Here is a 21,890-nt window from a genome sequence, read left to right on the forward strand (position 1 = left end):
ACCATATGAGAAGTGACATGATAAAAAAAGGCATGGACCGTGCACCACACCGAAGCCTTTTATATGCAACAGGAGTAAAAGTTAAAGATCTTGAAAAGCCTTTTATCGGAGTATGCAATTCATACATTGATATTATTCCAGGCCACCGTCATCTGAATAAATTCGGAGAAATAGTCAAGGAAGCGATTCGCGAAGCCGGCGGTATCCCTTTTGAGTTTAATACAATCGGTGTAGATGACGGAATTGCAATGGGCCATATCGGCATGCGTTATTCCCTCCCAAGCAGGGAGATTATTGCTGACAGTGCTGAAACAGTTATTAATGCCCATTGGTTTGATGGGGTCTTCTATATTCCAAACTGTGATAAAATCACGCCTGGAATGCTGATGGCTGCTGCCCGCACCAATGTTCCTTCTGTCTTTGTATCAGGTGGTCCAATGGAAGCCGGAATGTCTCCATCAGGAAAGCCCCTCTCCCTTGTATCTGTTTTTGAAGGAGTGGGTGCCTATAACCAGGGCTCCATTTCCCAAAAGGAACTGCTCGAACTTGAAACACATGCTTGCCCAACTTGCGGATCCTGTTCAGGAATGTTCACTGCAAATTCGATGAACTGCCTAATGGAGGTTCTTGGCTTAACAGTTCCAGGCAATGGAACGATTGTTGCCACCTCCGAAGAAAGGCATGAACTTATACGACAGGCAGCAAGGCATTTAATCGAATTAGTCAAAAAAGATATCAAGCCGCGGGACATTTTAACAAAAGAAGCTTTTGATAATGCTTTTGCACTAGATATGGCTATGGGAGGATCAACAAATACCGTCCTTCATACCTTAGCTATCGCCCATGAGGCTGGTATTGAATATGACCTAAAGGAAATCAACCGAATTGCTGAACGAGTTCCTTATTTATCAAAAATAAGCCCTGCTTCTGATTATTCTATGCAGGATGTTCATGAAGCTGGCGGAGTCAGTGCCATTATCAATGAGCTTTGCCAAATTGACGGCCTGATAAATAAAGATTGTTTAACCATTTCAGGAAAATCCATTGCTGAAAGCGTAAGCGAAGCAAAAATTACAAATGAAAAGGTTATTCGTACCAAAGAGAATCCATACAGCCCTGTTGGCGGACTTTCCATCCTCTTTGGAAATCTCGCTCCAGATGGCGGCGTAATTAAAGTTGGTGCAGTAGATCCTTCCATTAAAACCTTCCTCGGTGAAGCAATTGTTTTTGAATCCCAGGAAGAAGCCCAGGCCGGAATTGACAACGGCATTGTAGAATCGGGGCACGTGGTGGTTATCCGTTACGAAGGACCAAAAGGCGGTCCAGGGATGCCCGAAATGCTCGCCCCAACCTCTTCCATTGCTGGACGGGGTCTCGATAAAGAGGTTGCCCTCATTACCGATGGAAGGTTTTCAGGAGCAAGCCGCGGAATTTCTGTCGGCCATATTTCACCAGAAGCGGCTGAAGGCGGCCCTATCGCCTTCGTTGAAAATGGTGACTCAATCATGATCGATCTCCAAACCAGAAGTATTGAACTTCTGGTCGATGAAGAAGTTTTGGCCAAAAGGCGCGCTGCCTGGAAAAAGCCTGAACCAAAAATCAAATCTGGCTATCTTGCAAAATATGCAAAGCTTGTAACATCCGCTAACACAGGCGGAGTAATGAAAATATAACTCTTAAAATCGATGACGGGAATAAAGGAATAAGAATAAGTATTTTCAGAGAGCCGGGGTTGCTGGAAGCCCGACAATACTTCTTATTCTGACATCATCCCTGAGTGCTGAGCTGAACGGGCAACCAATTAGGCTGAGCCGGGTATTTCTAAAATACCCGTTACCAAAAAGAGGCGGTGCTTTCGTAACATGCCGCTTCATAAGGCAGCATTTGCAAAAATGCTGTGAAATCGGGTGGTACCGTGAAAAGCAAAGGCCTTTTCTCCCCGTTTGAGCTGTATATCCTTTATATGCAGTTTATTCGGACAGGAATAGGCCTTTTTTCTATGGATAATTAGACTCATAAAATCCAGAAAATTCAAACGTTTACCACGGCAAATGCCGATTTAATATTACTTAATTTAATCCAAGGAGGGATCACTACGTGAATGTTGAAGCAGCGCTGGCCGTAAAAACCAGCACAGCCCCCAAAACGGGCGCAGACCTTCTCATCGAATCACTTATTGAAGAAGGAGTTGAATTGTTGTTCGGGTATCCGGGAGGAGCCGTACTTCCAATCTATGACGCAATATACAGGGCAAGGGATGAAATTAAACACATCCTCTTCCGCCATGAACAGGGCTCTATCCATGCAGCTGAAGGATATGCACGGATTACAGGAAAACCTGGAGTAGTCATTGCGACATCCGGCCCCGGAGCAACCAATCTTGTGACTGGAATTGCTGATGCCATGATGGATTCCCTTCCATTGGTTATTTTCACGGGACAGGTGGCCAGGAGTGTTATCGGAACAGATGCCTTCCAGGAATCAGACATTATGGCCATTACTACCCCTATTACCAAACATAATTATCAGGTCCAATCAGCCCGGGATCTGCCGCGAATTGTTAAGGAAGCTTTCCATATTGCTTCTACCGGCCGACCCGGCCCAGTGGTCATCGATGTTCCAAAAGATATCTCAGCTGCCGAAATCAATGACATTGATTTGGATTCAGACTTTTATCTTCCTGGCTATCAGCCGACAACAAAGCCAAATCCGCTTCAAATCAAGAAGCTGGCCGAGGCACTGTCAAAATCAAGGAAACCGGTTTTACTCGCAGGCGCTGGTATTCTTCATGCCAAAGCCTCTGAAGAACTAAGATTTTTTGCAGAAAAACATTCCCTGCCTGTTGTTAATACACTTTTAGGCCTTGGAAGTTTCCCTGCTGACAGCCCCCTTTCCCTTGGAATGGGTGGAATGCATGGGACCTATACAGCAAATATGGCTCTTTATGAATGCGATTTACTTATCAATATTGGAGCAAGATTCGATGACCGCCTGACAGGTAATCTTAAACACTTTGCTCCTAATGCTAAAGTGGCACATATCGATATTGATCCAGCGGAAATAGGAAAAGTCGTAGTCACACATATTCCTATTGTTTCAGATGCAAAAGAAGCACTTTGTGAACTGTCATCTCAAATTGCTGAACCTCCTGTTCACAATGAATGGATGGAGAGGCTGCAGCAAAACAAATTGCAGTTCCCTCTCTGGTATAAAAATAGCGACTCTGAAATGTGTCCGCAGTGGCTCATGCAGGCCATTCATCAAGCCACAAACGGGGATGCTGTCATTACAACAGATGTCGGACAGCATCAAATGTGGGCAGCTCAATACTATACATTTTCACAGCCACACCGCTGGGTGACATCAGGCGGGCTTGGCACGATGGGATTTGGCTTTCCTGCAGCTATTGGCGCTCAAATTGCCTCACCTGAAAGCACAGTTGTTGCCATCGTTGGGGACGCAGGCTTTCAGATGACTTTGCAGGAATTATCCGTGGTTCATGAGCTGAAGTTGCCTATTAAAATCATTATTGTAAACAACGGAGCTCTTGGAATGGTAAGGCAATGGCAGGAGGCATTTTATGAAAATCGATATTCACATTCGGTTCTGCAATCCCAGCCTGATTTTGCAAAGCTTGCTGAAAGCTATCAAGTTCGCGGCATGAAGGTAACCTCACAAGAAGAACTTCTTTCTGTTTTGCCAGATGTCATGGCATACGATGGACCAGTATTGATGGACTGCCGTGTCCTCCAGCAGGAAAACGTCTATCCAATGATTGCCCCGGGTAAAGGGCTTCACGAGATGATCGGGGTGAAAGAATGAGAAGAATCATAACTGCAACTGTTCAAAATCGAAGCGGTGTCCTAAACCGCGTAACAGGGCTTTTGCAAAGACGTCAGTTCAATATTGAAAGTATTTCTGTTGGCCCCACTGAAACAGAAGGAATTTCAAAAATGACTCTGGTTGTTGAGGTGGAAGACAGCCAGAAGCTCGAGCAGCTTACAAAACAGCTAAACAAGCAGATTGATGTTTTAAAAGTTTCCGATATAACCGACAAAGCTATTGTTGCCCGGGAATTGGCGCTAATAAAGGTAGCCGGCGGCGGACAGCTCAGAAGTGAAATCAAAGGAATAATTGAACCTTTCCGGGCATCGATTATTGATGTAAGCAAGGACAGTCTTGCGATTCAGGTAACCGGAAAGCCGGAAAAAGTTGAAGCACTGATTGAACTGCTTCGTCCATACGGTATAAAAGAGCTTTCCAGAACAGGTTTAACAGCCTTTTTGCGTGGACAGCAGCCACAGGTAACGGAAATGAATTCCTACTCTCTATTAAAATAAAAATTTTTCCACGAAGGGATGATAAAAGATGGCAAAGGTTCTTTATAACAGCGATATTCAGGAAGAGGTACTACAAGGTAAAAAGGTAGCAGTTGTGGGGTATGGTTCACAGGGCCATGCACATGCACTTAACCTCCAGGAAAGTGGATTTGATGTGGTCGTAGGTCTTAGAGAGGGAAAATCCTGGGATAAGGCTGTGGAAGACGGAGTTGATGTCCGCACAGTTGCGGAAGCTGTGGCAGCTGCAGATGTTGTTGTGGTTCTACTTCCAGATGAGCTTCAGCCAAAAGTATATGAAGAAAGCATTAAACCTAACTTAAAACCAGGGAACTCACTAGTTTTTGCACATGGATTCAATATTCACTTTAACCAAATCGTCCCTCCTGCCGATGTTGATGTTTTCCTCGTTGCCCCTAAAGGACCGGGCCACTTGGTAAGACGTACTTACACAGAGGGCGGAGGTGTTCCGGCGCTATATGGTATTTATCAGGATTATACAGGCAATGCACGTTCCCTCGCTCTTGCTTATGCCAAAGCTATTGGTGCTGGCCGTGCCGGAGTTTTGGAAACAACCTTCCAGGAAGAAACCGAAACAGATTTGTTTGGAGAACAGGCAGTGCTTTGCGGCGGTGTTACTAGTCTGATTAAAGCAGGTTTTGAAACACTGACTGAAGCAGGATACCAGCCAGAGGTTGCTTACTTTGAATGTCTTCATGAAATGAAGCTGATCGTTGACCTTCTCTATGAAGGAGGGCTTGAAAATATGAGATATTCCATCTCCGATACAGCCCAATGGGGAGATTTCGTTTCTGGACCACGTGTTGTAAACGAGGATACCAAAGAACGAATGAAGGAAATCTTGAAGGATATTCAAACTGGTGTTTTTGCTAAAGGCTGGATCCTGGAAAACCAGGCAAACCGCCCTCAATTTAATGCTATAAACCGAAGTGAGAATAATCATCCAATCGAAAAAGTAGGCCGGGAGCTTCGCGAACTGATGCCATTTATTAAACGTCCAGTAAATGCGAAAAAGGAAGTGGCTGTCCATGGTTCACATTAACATATTTGATACAACTCTGCGTGATGGAGAACAGTCACCGGGCGTCAATCTTAATCAGCTAGAAAAGCTGGAAATAGCAAGACAGCTTGAGCGTTTTGGAGTAGATATTATGGAGGCCGGATTTCCGGCTTCCTCACAGGGTGACTTTGAAGCTGTAAGAGCAATTGCCCGTACAATTAAAAATGTTTCGGTTACAGGTCTTGCTAGAGCAACGAAGCAGGACATCGACATCGCCTGGGAAGCCCTAAAGGGCGCAAGCGATCCAAGGCTGCATGTTTTTCTGGCAACCTCCCCTATCCATATGACCTATAAGCTCAAAAAGACACCTGAGGAAGTCATCGACACCGCGGTTAGCATGGTTTCTTACGCTAAAAAGAAATTCGGCCAAATTGAATGGTCAGCTGAGGATGCTTCAAGATCTGACCTTGATTTCCTTGTAAAAATCATTGAGAAAGTCATTGATGCAGGAGCTACCGTTATTAACCTCCCTGATACTGTTGGGTATACAACTCCCGAGGAATACGGACGCATTTTCCGTTACGTTAGAGAAAAAGTTCCAAATATTCATAAAGTGGCTCTTTCCGCCCACTGCCATGATGATTTAGGTCTCGCAGTAGCCAATTCGTTGGCAGCAATGGAAAATGGTGCTACACAAATTGAAGGCACCATTAACGGAATCGGAGAACGTGCTGGGAATGCAGCGCTGGAGGAATTCGGGGTTGCTCTGAATATCCGTAAAGACAGATACCCTTATACTACTAATCTTGTATTAAATGAAATTAAACGTACCAGTGACCTGGTCAGCCGATTCACCGGGATGGCGGTACCTCCTAACAAAGCCATTATCGGCAAGAATGCCTTTGCCCATGAATCTGGAATTCATCAGGATGGAGTACTGAAGCATGCATCTACCTATGAAATTATTACTCCTGAACTAGTAGGTATTAAATCAAACCAGCTCGTACTTGGCAAACATTCAGGAAGCCATGCTTTTAAAGACAAAATAGAACAGCTTGGATTTTCTCTTTCAAGCGATAAACTGTCAGAAGCTTTTAAAGCCTTTAAACTTTTAACCGACAAGAAGAAGGAAGTTACGGACGAAGATCTGTTCACCATACTTACCGATATCCAAACTGATTTCTCTGACGTGAAAAAATATGAACTTGAGGCCTTCCAGGTTCAATATGGATCCGCTAATCTTCCAACTGCGACTGTAGCGTTAACTAACCCTGAAGGGATTCGTGCAGAAACAGCCAGAACCGGCCAGGGAAGCGTGGAAGCTCTTTACAATACACTAGAAGCACTAATTAAAGAAGAAATTCACCTAACAAATTTCAAACTAAGCTCTGTCGGGCAGGGGCGTGATGCATTGGCAGAAGTTCATGTCAGCATGACCGTAAATGGAACAGCTGTAAGTGGACGCGGTTCTGCTCAGGATGTACTGGAGGCTTCAGCCAGAGCCTTTCTAAACGCAGTGAATCGTGTGTTTTTCAATGCAAAGGCAATTCAAAAGGAAAAGGCATTAATTTAACCTAGGAGGCCAACCAGAATGAAAAAACAAATTGTACTGCTGCCCGGTGATGGGATCGGAACCGAAGTTATCCACTCTGCTAAGGAAGTTTTAAAGGTAATTGCTGAAGAATTCAATCATACCTTTGAGTTTGAAACCCACGATATAGGCGGATCAGCAGTTGATTTGCATGGCACCCCCCTTCCTAAGGCAACTGTTGATGCCTGTAAAAAGGCTGATGCCGTTTTATTGGGTGCTGTTGGCGGGCCGAAATGGGATCAGCTTCCTTCTCATCTAAGGCCTGAACGTGGTTTGCTTGGCATCAGAAAAGAACTAGACCTATTTGCAAATCTAAGGCCAGTAAAAAGCTTTAAAAATTTGCTTCATGCCTCTCCCCTTAAGGAATCTGTTGTTAGCGGAAGCGACCTTCTCATTGTTCGCGAGCTCACTGGAGGCCTATATTTTGGAACTCCGAGTGAACGCGTGAATGGCGGCGAAGCTGTTGTAGATACTCTGGCTTACACCCGAAAAGAGATTGAAAGAATTGTAGATAAGGGCTTCCAGGCTGCGCAGACACGCCGCGGGCACCTCACCTCTGTTGATAAGGCTAATGTTCTTGAGTCCAGCAAGATGTGGCGCGAGGTAGTTGAAGAGAAAAAAGCGCAGTATCCTGATGTTAAAGTAGAGCATGTTCTTGTTGATGCTGCAGCTATGAAATTGATTACTAATCCATCTCAATTTGATGTAATTGTTACCGAGAATCTGTTTGGCGATATTCTAAGCGATGAAGCATCTGTTCTAACTGGTTCACTAGGCATGCTCCCTTCAGCCAGCCTTCGTGAGGATGGGGTTGGACTTTATGAGCCGGTTCACGGTTCTGCACCGGACATCGCCGGAAAAGGCATTGCCAACCCAGTTGCGATGATTTTATCGACTGCACTGATGCTGAGATATTCATTCCAGATGGAAAAAGAAGCAGCGCTAATCGAAGAAGCTGTTCAGGCAGTACTTGATTCCGGATACCAGACAGCTGATCTTCAGATTCCGAATGGTCGTAAAGTTGGAACGGTTGAAATGACACGCAGAATCATTGATTACATCGTTACTCAAAATACATCGAAATGCATCATGGGATGTTACGCATAAGGAGAAAAGCGCAAGCTTCATTTTAGCTCCCCCCTCTTGGAATGAGACAATTTCCAAGGGGGCAGCGGGCTAACCATTAAATTTAGTAATTGGGGGGATTCGAATGCAAAAGCAAAAAAATATTATCGAAAAAATCTGGGAGAAGCATGTTGTCCATCGTGAGGATGGCAAACCGGATTTACTATACATCGACCTGCATCTTGTCCATGAAGTTACTTCTCCCCAGGCCTTTGAAGGATTGCGGATGAACAGCCGTAAGGTACGCCGCCCGGATCTTACTTTTGCCACCATGGATCATAATGTTCCTACCAGGGAGCGCCATATTATCAAGGATTTAATTTCAAAAACACAGATGGATACTCTTAAACAAAATTGCTCCGATTTCGGTATTACGCTTGCAGATATTGATCACCCCGAAAATGGAATCGTTCATGTCATAGGTCCTGAACTAGGACTAACTCAGCCTGGCAAAACCATCGTTTGCGGTGACAGCCATACTTCTACTCACGGTGCTTTTGGTGCGCTGGCATTCGGTATCGGAACAAGCGAGGTAGAACATGTTCTTGCTACGCAAACCCTCTGGCAGGCCCGCCCTAAAACGCTTAATGTAAAAGTAAACGGCCAGCTGGGCCAGGGAGTTGCAGCGAAGGACCTGATCCTCGCCATTATTGGAAAACATGGCGTCCGCTTCGGAACTGGCTTTGTTATTGAATTTACGGGCGAAGCAATTAGGGGTCTTTCAATGGAAGAACGTATGACGGTTTGTAATATGTCCATTGAGGCTGGGGCTCGGGCAGGTTTGATTACACCTGATGAAACCACAATTGAGTACTTAAGGGGCAGAAGCTTTGTCCCTCAGGGAGAGAAATTTGAAGAAGCAGCTGATAGCTGGAGAGCTCTAGCATCTGATCAGGGCGCTTCCTATGATGCTGTCATCGAAATTGAAGCTGAAGAGATTGCTCCACAGGTTACCTGGGGTACAAACCCGGGAATGTGCCTGCCAGTTACCTCCTCTGTTCCTGATCCCGAATCTGCTGCAAAGGAAAGCGAAAAAGATGAAATTCGACGTGCTCTTGAATATATGGGTCTTGAAGCTGGCCAGCCTATTTCAAGCATTGAAATCGACCATGTATTTATCGGTTCCTGTACGAACTCGAGAATTAGCGATCTTCGGAACGCAGCTGAAGTGATTCAGGGCAGAAAGGTACATCATGGAGTTCGGGCCCTAGTCGTTCCCGGTTCTGCAAGTGTTAAAGCTGAGGCTGAAAAAGAAGGTTTGGATGTTATTTTTAAAGAAGCAGGCTTTGAATGGCGTGACGCGGGATGCAGTATGTGCCTGGCTATGAATGATGATTTTGTTCCTCCGGGCGGCCGATGCGCATCCACCTCCAATCGTAATTTTGAAGGACGCCAGGGTAACGGGGCGCGTACCCACTTGGTAAGTCCGGAAATGGCAGCCGCAGCTGCAATTGAAGGACGTTTTACTGATGTTCGCCAATTTTCTCAGGCAGTACTCAATTCATAGGAGGCTACAAAATATGCAACCCATTCGAATTCATAAAGGCCTCGTCTATCCATTGAACCGGGCCAATATAGATACTGACCAAATTATACCCAAGCAATTTTTAAAAAGAATTGAACGCCAGGGCTTCGGGCAATTTCTCTTTTACCACTGGCGCTTTAAGGATGATGGAAGCCTTCGCGAAGATTTCACTTTGAACAACCCGAAATTTAAGGGTGCCTCCATCCTTGTAGCAGGAGAAAATTTCGGCTGTGGCTCATCCCGTGAACATGCTCCATGGGCCTTGCAGGATTATGGCTTTAAAATTGTTATTGCCCCGAGCTTCGCGGATATTTTTAAAAACAACTGTGTGAAAAATGGAATTCTGTCTGTCCAGCTTACAGATGAGCAGGTACAAGAAATCGTTAATCGTGCCGAACAGGATTCATACCAGCTTACTGTAAATCTTGAAGAACAGCGGATTTATGATAATCAGGGGTTTGAGGCATTGTTTGATATTTCCCCTTATTCAAAGGAAATGCTCTTGAATGGCTGGGATGATATTGCCATCACCTTAAACATTGAAGATAAAATTAAGGAATTTGAAACTGCACAACACTAGGAGTGTGAACCCCATTGGGAATTGCTTAACAGAAGAAAAGGTAAAGGAAGCGATGGAACATCTTTCGTCGGTCGTACATCATACTCCCCTTTCTATATCAACCTCTGTCAATAAATTGGCAGGGATGAATGTATACTTTAAAATGGAAAATCAGCAAAAAACGGGTGCCTTTAAGGTAAGAGGTGCAAGCTTTAAAATTGCCAACCTTTCTAACGAACAAGTTAAATATGGTGTCATTACTGCCTCTGCAGGCAATCATGCTCAAGGGGTGGCCCTAGCAGCAGCAAAACGGGGCATCTCAGCCAAAATTTATGTTCCCGAAAAGACACCGGACGCTAAAATCCAGGCAACCAGAAGCTATGGGGCAACCATTGTCTTAAAGGGGGCCTCCTTTGATGAAGCCTGCGAGGCAGCTCTTGCGGAACAGCAGGAGTCAAAAAGCACCTTTGTTCATCCCTTTGATGATTACGATGTGATGGCCGGTCAGGGAACCATAGCCATTGAAATGCTGAAACAGCAACCTTTACTTGATACAATCCTCGTACCAGTTGGAGGAGGCGGATTAATTTCAGGCATTGCGGTAGCGGCCAAAATGGTAAATCCTAAAATTAAGATAATTGGTGTTCAGGCTAAAGGAGCAAGTGCAATATATAATCAATTCCACGGCTATAAATTGGATACTTCAAAAGGTGTCTCCACTATAGCGGATGGAATTGCTGTAAAGCAGCCAGGCAAACTGACTTTTCCTATTATTAAAGATTTCGTAGATGATATCTTTACCGTATCGGATACCGATATTGCAGCAGCCATGATCTTTATGCTTGAACGCAAAAAAACTTTAATTGAAGGAGCCGGAGCTGCTGCATTTGCAGCGGTTCTCGCCCATGCCCGCCATCTTCGCTCAGCCCATTGCGGGGTAATTGTCAGCGGAGGAAATATCGATCTTTCAAGAATGCCTCAAATTCAGAGTTTAGCTGGGCAGAATTTGCTATCGTGTCTGGCATAGAGATAGAAAGTGGTAATACTCCAATTTAAAAGTATATAAAATAGCAAAAGCCCGGGAAGACTCCAGGGCTTTTTGCTATTTTAGAGCTCATTCTGCAAATTGGATAGGCTATTCTACAAAATTAAGTTCGCTTTCTACAAATCTCAGGTTCGGTTCTGCAAATTTAAACTTGGTTTCATTCTAAGGAAAAACTTCTACCTCAATTCGTAAATCTTCTACCTATTTTAAAAAAACTTCTACCTGTTTTATTTTAACTTCTACCTAAAAACGGAAAACTTCTACTTATTCCATCTTAAACTTAGTTTCCCCCTCCGCCTGTATCCATATCTACATCATGACAACATAGGCATCTTTATTAGCACCGTTGACATATACGCCATTCCCTTTGGAAATGACGCTCGCAAATTTAGTCCTGCACCTTCCCTTTTCGGATGTAATTTCCACACCTACACCTTTTGGAAATTTAATTAGGTCTGGGGCTTAGAGTTTAAAGTTCAAAATTTAAAAAAGGATGAAATCAGATGATTTCACCCTTCGCCTTTATTTCCTTTTACCGCCACCCTGGCTTGGATTGTTTCTCGTTTTTTTTGCAGCTGGTCTACCTGATTTACCCGGTCTTGCTCCGAATTTTTTACCCGACTCCGGCTTTCTTCCTCGGTTTACATCTCTATCTTCCGAGCGTTCACGCCCTGTATCTACACCTTCTGAATCACGTTTCCCTGGACGCTGGTTTCTTCCTTCATTGCTTCTTGTAAACGGACGGTCCGTTTTAAAACGTGAAGGTTTGTTTTCTTCATTTTTCCGCATTCGGTCATCCGTTCTCCGTGCTGGCTTTGACCCTCTTTCATCCAAGCGTTCACGCCCTGTACCTACACCTTCTGAATCACGTTTCCCTGGACGCTGGTTTCTTCCTTCATTGCTTCTTGTAAATGGACGGTCCGTTTTAAAACGTGAAGATTTGTTTTCTTCATCGTTCCGCATTCGGTCATCCGTTCTCCGAGAAGGGTTTGACCCTCTTTCATCCATTCGTTCCCGCCTTGTACCTACACCTTCTGAATCACGTTTCCCTGGACGCTGGTTTCTTCCTTCATTACTTCTTGTAAATGGACGGTCCGTTTTAAAACGCGAAGATTTGTTTTCTTCATCGTTCCCTATTCGGTCATCCGTTCTCCGAGCAGGCTTTGACCCTCTTTCATCCATTCGTTCACGCCGTGTTCCATTACCTGATGACGGCGAAGCACTTCTTCCAGCAGGCCGGTTTCTGCCCTCATTGCCCCTAAAGGAATCCCCCTCTTTAGAAAAAGGGCGATCATTAGAAGTCCTGCTTTCTTCATTTCTCCTGCCGTTTCCAGTTACCCGCTTTTGAGCTGCCCCTCTTCCACCTTCACGCTGTGGTTTACGGCTTCGGTCCCCACTTCTCTTTCCAAATGCTTTTGGCTTGCTCTCTTTCCTGCCACGATCCGCTCTCTCATCTTCATTTTTATCTTCCTGGGAGACGGATTGTTCACTATTTTCTTTTTTTATGGTGATGTTTAAATCTTTTTCAATGGAATAAAGATCCTCTTTATCCTTTGCACTGTACAAAGTAATGGCAAGCCCATTTTGTCCTGCGCGTCCTGTTCTGCCGATCCGGTGAATATAGCTTTCCGTATCCTGAGGGATATCGTAATTAAATACGTGGGTTACTCCTTCGACATCCAGTCCTCTTGCTGCCACATCTGTAGCGATCAAAAGCTGGATTTCAGCCTTCCGGAATCTTTCCATAACTTGTTCCCTTTTTCCCTGCGACAGGTCTCCATGTAATTCATCACATTGATAACCGTTTGCTCTCAGTACCTCATAAAGCTTGCTTACTCTCCGCTTCGTTCTGCAAAAAATAACAGCTAAAAATGGGCGATGTGTTTCAATTAAATTCATCAGTACAGCCTGCTTTGCACGGTCTGTAGAATGTATTGCAAGCTGGTTTACGCTTAATGCCGGTGCTTGTTTCTTTTGGATTTGAATGTTCTCCGGGCTGCGCATATGCCGCCCCGCTAATTTTCTGATTTCATCTGGAATAGTAGCAGAGAAAAGCAAGGTCTGCCGGCTTCGCGGCGTCTCCTTAATAATTTCTTCAACTTCATTTAGAAAGCCGATATGCAGCATTTGATCTGCTTCATCCAATACCAAAAACGATACTCTTGATAATTGAACCGTGCCCCGGCGAATATGGTCGAGCATCCGTCCCGGAGTTCCAACTACAATTTGCGGACCTTTTTTAAGCCTTTTCAATTGCTTCTCTACATCCTGGCCTCCATAAACCGCCAAAACGAGAATATCTTCTCTCTCTTCAATAAATTTATTAATTTCACTTGTTATTTGAAGCGCTAATTCCCTTGTAGGCGTTACGATTAATGCCTGAACATGATTCGCTTCCGGGTTGAGCTTTTCCAAGATTGGCAGGACAAAAGCAAATGTTTTTCCTGTTCCCGTCTGAGCCTGGGCTATAACATCCGTTCCTTCCATTATTGGAGGGATAGCCTTTTCCTGAATAGGCGTCGGTACTGTAATCCCGTTTGTTTTTAATAGATTCGCATAAGCCTGCGATATTCCTAATGATAAAAAATCAGTCAATAATACCCCTGCTTTCATTATTCCTTTTTTCCACTTTCCCTATTATTGCCGTTGATGTAAGGAAAATGCAAATAGGCAAAGTCTTTGCAACTGTTTTTTTGTAAAACTTTAGGTGTTTACAATTTGTTCAAACCTTTTTTACAGATATGTGAATACCTGGAAAATCTATGCTTTTTTAACATTCTATCTGATATATTAACAGTGTAAACACCGTATAAAACTTATTAACAAAAAAGGGGAGATTAATCATGGTTAAATGGTTAAGGGAAAATGTTATAGCTTCTGGGATTTTAGCAGTTTTACGTATATATTTAGGCTACTCTTGGCTGACTGCGGGTCTGCATAAACTGACTGGCGGGTTTGATGCTTCTGGTTACTTGAAAGGCGCCGTTGCCAATCCGGTCAAAGGTCCCGACGGTTCACTTGTTTACGGCTGGTATGTATCTTTCTTAAAAGGCTTTGCACTTCCAAACGTTGATATTTTCAATACAGTCGTTCCTCTCGGTGAATTCCTGGTAGGGCTTGGCTTAATTCTTGGATGCCTGACTACTGCAGCAATGTTCTTTGGACTTCTGATGAACTTTTCTTTCTTCCTTGCTGGAACAGTATCTCACATTCCAACTGACCTTTTTATCGGAGCAATCATCCTATTCGCTGGCTTGAACGCTGGAAAATTCGGCTTAGACCGCTGGGTTGTTCCCTTTATCAGGAAAACTGTTTTCAAAAGAAATAATGCGATTCAGCAAAATGTTTAAATAAAAAAACGCCTCGGTCCGGATTGCCGGTATCCTGAGGCGTTTTTTCTATTAATAGAAGTTATCTTCTTCTGCTTTATTGAAATTTGGACGATTAACAAACCAGGTTTGAATATGGGTAGCTATTGTGAAGACGAGGAAAAAATTCATTGCCCATATGCTGATAAACGGAGACATTCCGTCGAACTCGATTGTTTGTAATCCTTTAAGCCACATAACAATTAGAGATTCGATAAATATCAAGATAAACCCTAGTACTCCTGCGATTGCCGCTCTAATCATGTCCATCCTCCTAAACTCACCAAAATAACCCAAAACCCGCGCAATGTCACTATTTATTTTCGACAAATTTGTGAACTTTTATAATTCCATTATAGTTCATTCCTTCTCTTTTAAAAAGAGAAATTTTGGTTGAATTTTTATTTCATTGACGGTCGGGATGGATGGCCGGATCATTCGTTACCACTTTCCCTTTTAAAAACCAAAAAAGGGCATGCTGACGGTTCTCTTGTTACCGTTTTTCCTATTATGAATCAGGGTAGGCACTAAGGTGAACCTTTTGTTACCTAGTTTCCACTTAGGGCGGAAAGAAAAAGAGTCACCAATTCATGATGACCCTTTGATATATCATTTATTCTATTTAGCTACTTCCTTTGAAAGTCTGTCGATCTCGTCCATTTGAGATTGTGTGAGTTTAAAAGTTAGTGCGCCAATATTTTCTTCAGCATGATGCTTCTTAGATGCACCTGGGATAGCTACAACGGTTTCTCCATGAAAATGAATCAGCCAGTTTAAAGCGATTTGGCTTGCTGAAGCGTTGTACTCCTTTGCCAATCGTTCAAGCACATCAATTAAAGGCTTTGTTTTGGCAAGACCAGATGGCTTAAAATGGGATATATACTTACGGGGACCGGATACATTTTTTAAAAGCTCAGGATTTTTGTGGAACTTTCCAGAAAGAATACCCTGTTCAAGCGGTGAATAAGCAATAATAGTTATTCCAAGTTCCTTTGCGGCTGACAAAACCCCGTTATGTTCAATTCTTCTGTCAAGAAGACTGTATTTTACCTGATTGGATACCAGCGGAAAGCCATGTTGCTTCAATATATCATGTGCCTGTCTCATTTTAGTTTCGTTAAAATTACTGACTCCAGCTGAACGAATTTTTTGATCTTTTAATAAGGCCGCCATACCTTCCATCTCTGCCTTTACACTCGAAAAAGAAAACGGCTGGTGGATTTGGTATAAGTCAATTGTTCTTCCCTTTAACGCCTCGATCCTCTGGTCAATCGTTGCGGTAATGGAGCCCGCTGTGCGGAAGGCAGGCCACCATTTGGTCGCTATTAAAGCCTCCCCGGCTTTTTCACCAAGTGCATTCAAGGCATCTGCCAGAGCTTCTTCTGATTTTCCTTTTCCATAGACCTCCGCTGTATCATACCAATTAATTCCGCCTTCAAGGCTCATTCTGACTATGTCTCTGACATCCTCTTTCTCAATCACCGGCCAGTAGCGGCCAACAAGGCCATTCCCCTTACTAAACTGCCATGTTCCAAGTCCGAGTGCCGAAATATTAATATCTGACTGTCCTAGTCTTCGAAGCTCTGCCATTTAAAAACCCCCTAATAAATATTATTTTCGATTCTTTTGTTTCTTTTTATTCTCAGCCAAATGATGCTGTTCCTTCCTTTGGCTGCGTTCTTCAGCAAGACCGTCTACTAGTCTTTCAGCTGCCCGGCGGTAAAGATTGCTCATGTCTGTCAATGAAGTAATTAATAAGGCTCTTTCAAGATCACTTGAGGGTTCCGGCCACCCTAAAGCTTCTTCCTCGGCTTCCTTTCCCCTGATGAAAACATCTTCCCGAAAACGCTCTGCATTTTTGGCGGAAAGATGAAGAAAACTCTCGTAAAAAAAGTCGACACCTTCCTCAGCCTCCGCCTTTTCATTCAGCCCTTCAAGCGCAGATTTAATATCATTAATCGAAAGAGCTCCCTTCATTTGATAGATAAGACTAATCAAGATTAGATGTTCTTTCGAATATTTTTTATTTTTTATAGGAAAGAAAAGCTTACCTTTTGCGTAATTATTTATCATGGTTTTGGTTAAGACCTTTTCCTGGTCATTTCGTTTCGACCCGCCGAACCTTTTTTCAAAAAGCTGGATCACCTGGTCCATATATAAATCAATTTGAGGGATGTCGTCTATAGGAAGCTGTTTGTCTTGTACAAGCTGTGAAAGTGTTTCGTTTACTTTTTTCATTTGGATACCTCGTCATCCATTTTCTTCTACTTCCATCATACATGAAATTCTTTTTTTCTCAATATTGATTGACTACATATAATTATAGTCGTATCATTATATGTAGTATTAAAAACTACATAACGAAGTGGAGGGATTAAGTTTGAATACTTATATTCGTGAACCAATTAATGGATTTACCCATCTTGCAGGTGCTTTCTTATCTTTTGCCGCCCTTCTGGCAATGGTAATTAAAGCTTCAATTGAAAAGTCCTCTCCGTTTGCCATCACAGCCGTGATTATCTTTGGAATCAGCATGATACTTCTGTACTCTGCGTCTGCAACCTATCATATGGTAATGGCAAGGGATAAGGTTATTGCATTCCTACGGCGTCTTGACCACTCCATGATTTTTATTCTGATTGCGGGAACCTACGCCCCTTTTTGCATTATTAGTTTAAATGATCGTATTGGCTGGGTTTTATTTTCTATTATTTCGGTTGCGGCTATTTCTGGCGTACTTTTCAAAATGATTTGGTTTAAATGCCCCCGCTGGATTTCAACCATCATTTATGTTGCCATGGGATGGATGATTGTATTTGTTTCTTCTCCACTCTCGCATGTTATAAATAAAACAGGCCTGTTCCTTCTGCTGCTCGGCGGAATTTTTTACACCATTGGAGCAGTCATTTACGGAAGCAAGCCAAACTTTTTAAAATTTAAGCTTTTGGGCTTCCATGAAATATTCCACATTTTCATTCTGTTCGGCACCCTTGCCCACTTTCTGAGTGTTTATCTTTATGTATTATAAGAAAAGCGCAAGCGCCCGTTCAGCGAAGCAACTACCTGAGTAAACTTCCTGTAACGGATTCTCTTAATAGACGACATGCAGCTTTGCGACGAGCTGAACATAAGCTTCTATGAAAAAGCTGTGGTGCAGGAGCACTTGGGTTCGATGTTGACTTAGCGTAGGGAGAAGCGGGATGGACAATAGCTGCACCAAGTATCACCTAAAGGTCATACTTGATGCAAGATACTCAAGGAAGCTTTTCAGAGATGAAAACTCGCTGGCCGCTGGAGCTAGACAATTTAAAAGGTTAAACTTTATGCTTTCTTAACAATTAAAAAAATGGCCGTCCCTATGGGATGGCCATTTCCTTATAGTTTATCTTTTTTAGTGTTCCTTTTGTAAACCTTCCAGAGAAGGAAGACCAGAGATATATCCAACTCCGCCGGTTTTGTTGATTCCGATTTGCTTGTCAATTTCTTTAAGCAGTTCCTCTTTATCAACTGCAGTAATCGTTTTGCCCTCCACTTCATCTCCTGGATGCTGGAAGTTGCTCATTACATAAGAGAAACCATTGCGGTTATCTGCTGCCATAAGTCCTGTTGATTCCGCTCCAGCAGGTGCAGACAGTACTCGGGAAAGTTCCTTTGTGTATACATTATAGGCCCATACAAAGTTGTTTGTATGCTGGCTGCTGTCCTCACCGATAAACAGGGTTCTCATATCTTCGGAAAAACTTAAATTATCAGGGCTTGCAATTTTATCAACAGCTGCAGTGTTTCCATAAGCGTCAGCCGCTGGAAGATCCTCACCGATAACCATTGCATTCATAGATGATGCAGCATATCCGCTCTTGATTGGATGGCCCTGCTGATCCTTCAGACCTCCAGATAGATTTAATTGGAAGACCGCCCCAGATTTCCTTTTAGGAAGACGGATGTCATCTGATGGTTCAGTTCCTGTTGTATCCTTTTCCATCGATTTGCTCAAGTCGGAAATGGCAACATAGACCTTTTTGTCTTTATTGTTGGCCGTAATGCCTTCCATTTTATTAAATTCAGAAGTGGCGCCGAGTATTGCCGCATAACGGCGTGATTCCATAAATGCAGCAGCTTTTTCCATACCAGGCTTTACCTTTAGATATTCTGTTTTTCCATAAGAATATTGTTTGATCGCCGTAAAGCCTTCTGCCGGCTTTTCCGATGTTTCAAAAATATCACTGAACTTGGTACCTTTATCAATGATTTGCTTAATTTCAGAATCAGTTGCATGTCCAAGATTAATCCACTGAAGGTTGCCTGATCCGCCACTTTCAGTACTAGTTTGAACGAATTTGGCAGCATACAAAGTTCCAGCTGAAAGATCGCGGGCTTTATCGGCAACATACATGAACATCATCGTATTCTGTCCGTCATCTCCAAAGAATACAGTACGGTTATCAGCCATAACCTTAGAAAGTTCATGGGATTTACGGCCCATGCTGTAGTGTTTAACCACTTTGGTTGAACCGTCGGCGTTAATGTTAATTTCCGGAACATAGCCATAAAAATAAGGATTTGCCTTTTTCTCGTCCCCGAAATACAACTTAGCAAAGCTTTTAGTCCAAGTAGCTGCCTGAGAATTTGGATTGGTTTCAAATTGGCGTGCATCAGGCTCATATTCTTCAGAACCTAAATGTGTGTTCCATGGAGAAACAGAACCATTACAAGGAATCCACAATCCGTTTACCTCAGAAAAATCAATTTTCTTTACCTCAGCTGCTTTTAATTTGCCTGTCTTTTGATCCTGGTCCAAACGTGTCAAGGACATGGATGCAGGCACAAGTCCATAAGCAGATTTTCCTGCCGCATCAATCGTGTCGTATTCATAATGGGTAACCATAAAGTTTTGCCCTTTAATTGGCTTTAGGAAGCTGTTGCTGTCAGGGGCATCTGATACAAAGTATGTTTTTTCAGGAACACTTGGGTCCACGATTGGATTTCCATTAACATCTATAGGTGTACCCGCTGCAATTTTTTCGCCCTTTACATCAGCGATTTTGTCTTCAGATTTAAATAAATATTTATATGTGAGAGGGAAATTTTTGACTGAGCCATCACTGTACTTCACATCAACAGAGGCATTTGTATATGTTTTTACCATTTCATCAATAGTTTCAGGAGCCTTCATGCTGTTAAATTTAACAGAATCAATCTTTAAATTATTGTCTTGTGCATGCACTGCCGGAACAAGTGCTGGGATCATTAGTCCAAAAGCTAAAGCTAGTGATACTGTTTTTTTGCTTCTTATTTTTATAGCCATGATTTCCTCCACAATTTTAATTTTTTTAACCTACTTCATTAAACAATAAAAATGTAAAGGGCATGTTTCCAGAATTTTCGAGTTTTGTAAATTTACTATTACATTAATGTAAATGTCAAAAGGCTGCCAAGGGCAGCGTTTTGTCTATAGGACTCTCCACCAAACAGACGAAGGATATTCAAAAAAACCAATTTCAACTGTTTCCCCGATCCTCGGAGTGGCAAGGATAACCCCCCGTTCCTTTGCGGCTTTGGAGGCTCGTTCAACTGGGTCCGTCCAGCTGTGCAGGGCCAGGGTGAATGCACCCCAGTGAATAGGAATCATAACTTTTCCTTTTACCTCGAGATGTGCCTGTACACTTTCCTCAGGCATCATATGGATGGCCGCCCAGCGTTTGTCGTATTGTCCGCATTCCATCAGAGTTACATCAAACGGGCCATATTTTTCGCCTACTTCCTTGAAGTGTGGCGCATATCCGCTGTCTCCGCTAAAAAAAATTTTGGAATCCTGCCCATTTATTACCCAGGAACACCAAAGGGAGCCATTCCGGTCAAGTAGACTTCTTCCGGAGAAATGCCTTGCCGGTGTACAAACAAAATTCAGGTTATCAACCCTGACTTTGTCCCACCAGTCATGCTCTGAAATCTTTTCTTTAGTTATTCCCCATTTTTCCAAATTGGTCCCGACTCCAAGAGGTGTAATGAATCGGTCAACCTTGTTTTTAATTTTTAAAATAGTTCCGTAATCAAGATGATCATAGTGATTATGTGAAAGCAGGACAATATCAATTTTCGGCAGGTCTTTGATTTCAATTGGAAGTCTGCTGCTGTACCGCTTACCCCCAATCATAGGAAAAGGGGAAGGAACTTTGCCAAACATAGGATCGATCAGGATAACTTTACCGTCAATTTCCAGCAAAAATGCTGAGTGTCCAAACCAAGTGATTCTAGTGCCGCCTTCTCCATTCCCCTTTACGTAAGTTTCGACCGGAATAGGAGCGCCAGGTTCTCGTTGTCCGCCTTTTTTCATAAAATCTCTTAAGGTACCGATATTTTCTTTTAAACCCATATTCATAAAGGTGGGTATTTGATTAACGAACTTGCTGTTAACGAAGTTTTTTGAACGATTAAGTTCGCGCCTTCTCTTTTTCGAGATTGTCCCTCCAAAAACCGGGGCAGCCAGCATAAAAATAATACTGAAAAGAATCAATGCCGCGAAGATTAGAATTACTATTAAAGCGATATACATACTCTCCACTTCCTTTAAAAAATAGCAAACCAAGTCTGATAAACAGTATATACTGCTTTGCCTCATTCCAAAAATACTTTTCATTCTTTATAATAGCGAGGGTTTTTCCTTGCATATAATTAACATTCACTCATATATTTCTGGTAAACTATTAAACAAAATAAGCGTTTTCAGGAGACAAGTATGCTGCCTAAATTCCACTTTAAAGGAAAAAGCCTATTCGCTGCTACTTCCTATTTCACTTTTACTCTATATATCTTTTATAGTATATTTCTTTTATTTTTTAGTCCCTATCGCCAGTCTGCCCATTCACGATTTGAGGATAGCGGAGCTGCCTATAATCTTGTCCCTTTCTGGACGATACGCAATTATATTAAAGCATCCGACCATATTAACTTCAACGCCTGGTTCTCTAATTTGGCGGGCAATGTTCTGGTATTTATGCCTCTTGGTTTCTTTCTTCCTCTGCTTTTTCCCAAGTATTTCTCATTTTGGCGTACTCTTCTTTTGGTTATTACATCAACCATCCTAGTAGAACTTTTGCAATTTCAGTTAAAAGTTGGCAGTCTTGATGTTGATGATATTATCCTTAATACCATAGGAGGAATTATGGGATTTATCGTCTTCAAAATTGCCTATCTATTATTCCGGTTTTTTTATAAAAGAACCTTTTAAATTTTAATGTTGATTTTCGCTCCTAGCCCCTCGCTTTCCTCGGGCGGCTCGGGACTTTCCGCTACAATCAGCATAAATAAAATCAACACTA

At 42.8% G+C, this 21,890-nt stretch carries 18 protein-coding genes; 12 read left to right on the forward strand and 6 right to left on the reverse strand.

The features are described 5' to 3' along the window. Positions 1-5: 5 nt before the first annotated feature. From ilvD to ilvA, 9 genes are all read left to right on the forward strand, one after another. A complete protein-coding gene (gene ilvD / locus AC3WR0_RS09480; RefSeq protein ID WP_492552085.1) occupies positions 6-1,673 on the forward strand; it encodes a dihydroxy-acid dehydratase in 1,668 nt (555 codons plus the stop codon). 424 nt (positions 1,674-2,097) lie between these two features. Beyond that, positions 2,098-3,822, forward strand: coding sequence for an acetolactate synthase large subunit (gene ilvB / locus AC3WR0_RS09485; RefSeq protein ID WP_492552086.1), 1,725 nt, complete (start codon positions 2,098-2,100; stop codon positions 3,820-3,822). Continuing rightward, positions 3,819-4,340, forward strand: coding sequence for an acetolactate synthase small subunit (gene ilvN / locus AC3WR0_RS09490; RefSeq protein ID WP_027321866.1), 522 nt, complete (start codon positions 3,819-3,821; stop codon positions 4,338-4,340). Before ilvB ends, ilvN begins: the two co-directional genes overlap by 4 nt. Positions 4,341-4,368: 28 nt before the next feature. Next, positions 4,369-5,400: a ketol-acid reductoisomerase gene (gene ilvC, locus AC3WR0_RS09495; RefSeq protein ID WP_492552087.1), complete on the forward strand. Its 1,032-nt coding sequence runs from the start codon at positions 4,369-4,371 to the stop codon at positions 5,398-5,400. After that, a complete protein-coding gene (locus AC3WR0_RS09500) occupies positions 5,387-6,931 on the forward strand; it encodes a 2-isopropylmalate synthase (RefSeq protein ID WP_492552088.1) in 1,545 nt (514 codons plus the stop codon). The genes ilvC and AC3WR0_RS09500 overlap by 14 nt, the downstream gene beginning before the upstream one ends. A gap of 18 nt (positions 6,932-6,949) precedes the next feature. Beyond that, a complete protein-coding gene (gene leuB / locus AC3WR0_RS09505; RefSeq protein ID WP_492552089.1) occupies positions 6,950-8,056 on the forward strand; it encodes a 3-isopropylmalate dehydrogenase in 1,107 nt (368 codons plus the stop codon). Positions 8,057-8,159: 103 nt separating this feature from the next. After that, positions 8,160-9,581, forward strand: a complete 1,422-nt coding sequence (leuC, locus tag AC3WR0_RS09510; RefSeq protein ID WP_492552090.1) for a 3-isopropylmalate dehydratase large subunit — start codon at positions 8,160-8,162, stop codon at positions 9,579-9,581. A gap of 13 nt (positions 9,582-9,594) precedes the next feature. Then, positions 9,595-10,179, forward strand: a complete 585-nt coding sequence (gene leuD / locus AC3WR0_RS09515; RefSeq protein ID WP_492552091.1) for a 3-isopropylmalate dehydratase small subunit — start codon at positions 9,595-9,597, stop codon at positions 10,177-10,179. Positions 10,180-10,183: 4 nt separating this feature from the next. Beyond that, a complete protein-coding gene (gene ilvA, locus AC3WR0_RS09520) occupies positions 10,184-11,185 on the forward strand; it encodes a threonine ammonia-lyase (RefSeq protein WP_492552092.1) in 1,002 nt (333 codons plus the stop codon). Between the two features lie 540 nt (positions 11,186-11,725). On the opposite strand, the gene AC3WR0_RS09525 is transcribed toward ilvA, so the two are convergent. Then, positions 11,726-13,798, reverse strand: coding sequence for a DEAD/DEAH box helicase (locus tag AC3WR0_RS09525; protein ID WP_492552093.1), 2,073 nt, complete (start codon positions 13,796-13,798; stop codon positions 11,726-11,728). Positions 13,799-14,043: 245 nt separating this feature from the next. Here AC3WR0_RS09525 and AC3WR0_RS09530 point away from each other — a divergent pair, with 245 nt between their 5' ends. Next, on the forward strand, positions 14,044-14,553 hold the full coding sequence (locus tag AC3WR0_RS09530) for a DoxX family membrane protein (protein ID WP_492552128.1): 510 nt from the start codon (positions 14,044-14,046) through the stop codon (positions 14,551-14,553). Between the two features lie 51 nt (positions 14,554-14,604). Here AC3WR0_RS09530 and AC3WR0_RS09535 read toward each other — a convergent pair whose 3' ends face one another. The 3 genes from AC3WR0_RS09535 to AC3WR0_RS09545 all read right to left on the reverse strand — a co-directional run bounded on the left by AC3WR0_RS09535 (position 14,605) and on the right by AC3WR0_RS09545 (position 16,809). Then, complete coding sequence (locus AC3WR0_RS09535) at positions 14,605-14,835, reverse strand: hypothetical protein (RefSeq protein WP_166027518.1); 231 nt, start codon at positions 14,833-14,835, stop codon at positions 14,605-14,607. Between the two features lie 354 nt (positions 14,836-15,189). Continuing rightward, positions 15,190-16,161, reverse strand: a complete 972-nt coding sequence (locus AC3WR0_RS09540) for an aldo/keto reductase (RefSeq protein WP_492552094.1) — start codon at positions 16,159-16,161, stop codon at positions 15,190-15,192. A 21-nt stretch (positions 16,162-16,182) separates the two neighbouring features. Beyond that, positions 16,183-16,809: a DUF1836 domain-containing protein gene (locus AC3WR0_RS09545; protein ID WP_492552095.1), complete on the reverse strand. Its 627-nt coding sequence runs from the start codon at positions 16,807-16,809 to the stop codon at positions 16,183-16,185. Positions 16,810-16,951: 142 nt separating this feature from the next. On the opposite strand from AC3WR0_RS09545, the gene trhA reads away from it, so the two are divergent. Next, entirely contained in the window at positions 16,952-17,599 is a 648-nt protein-coding gene (trhA, locus tag AC3WR0_RS09550) for a PAQR family membrane homeostasis protein TrhA (RefSeq protein WP_492552096.1), read from the forward strand. A gap of 363 nt (positions 17,600-17,962) precedes the next feature. On the opposite strand, the gene AC3WR0_RS09555 is transcribed toward trhA, so the two are convergent. Further along, positions 17,963-19,876 (reverse strand): PhoX family protein, encoded by a 1,914-nt coding sequence (locus AC3WR0_RS09555; protein WP_492552097.1) that lies wholly within the window; start codon positions 19,874-19,876, stop codon positions 17,963-17,965. Between the two features lie 144 nt (positions 19,877-20,020). Beyond that, the gene (locus AC3WR0_RS09560; protein WP_492552129.1) at positions 20,021-20,950 is read right to left on the reverse strand and encodes an MBL fold metallo-hydrolase; all 930 of its coding nucleotides are present in this window, start codon (positions 20,948-20,950) and stop codon (positions 20,021-20,023) included. Between the two features lie 357 nt (positions 20,951-21,307). Here AC3WR0_RS09560 and AC3WR0_RS09565 point away from each other — a divergent pair, with 357 nt between their 5' ends. Beyond that, complete coding sequence (locus tag AC3WR0_RS09565) at positions 21,308-21,799, forward strand: VanZ family protein (RefSeq protein WP_492552098.1); 492 nt, start codon at positions 21,308-21,310, stop codon at positions 21,797-21,799. Positions 21,800-21,890 lie beyond the last annotated feature (91 nt).

The organism is Neobacillus sp. FW104-15D2 (genome assembly GCF_058790155.1).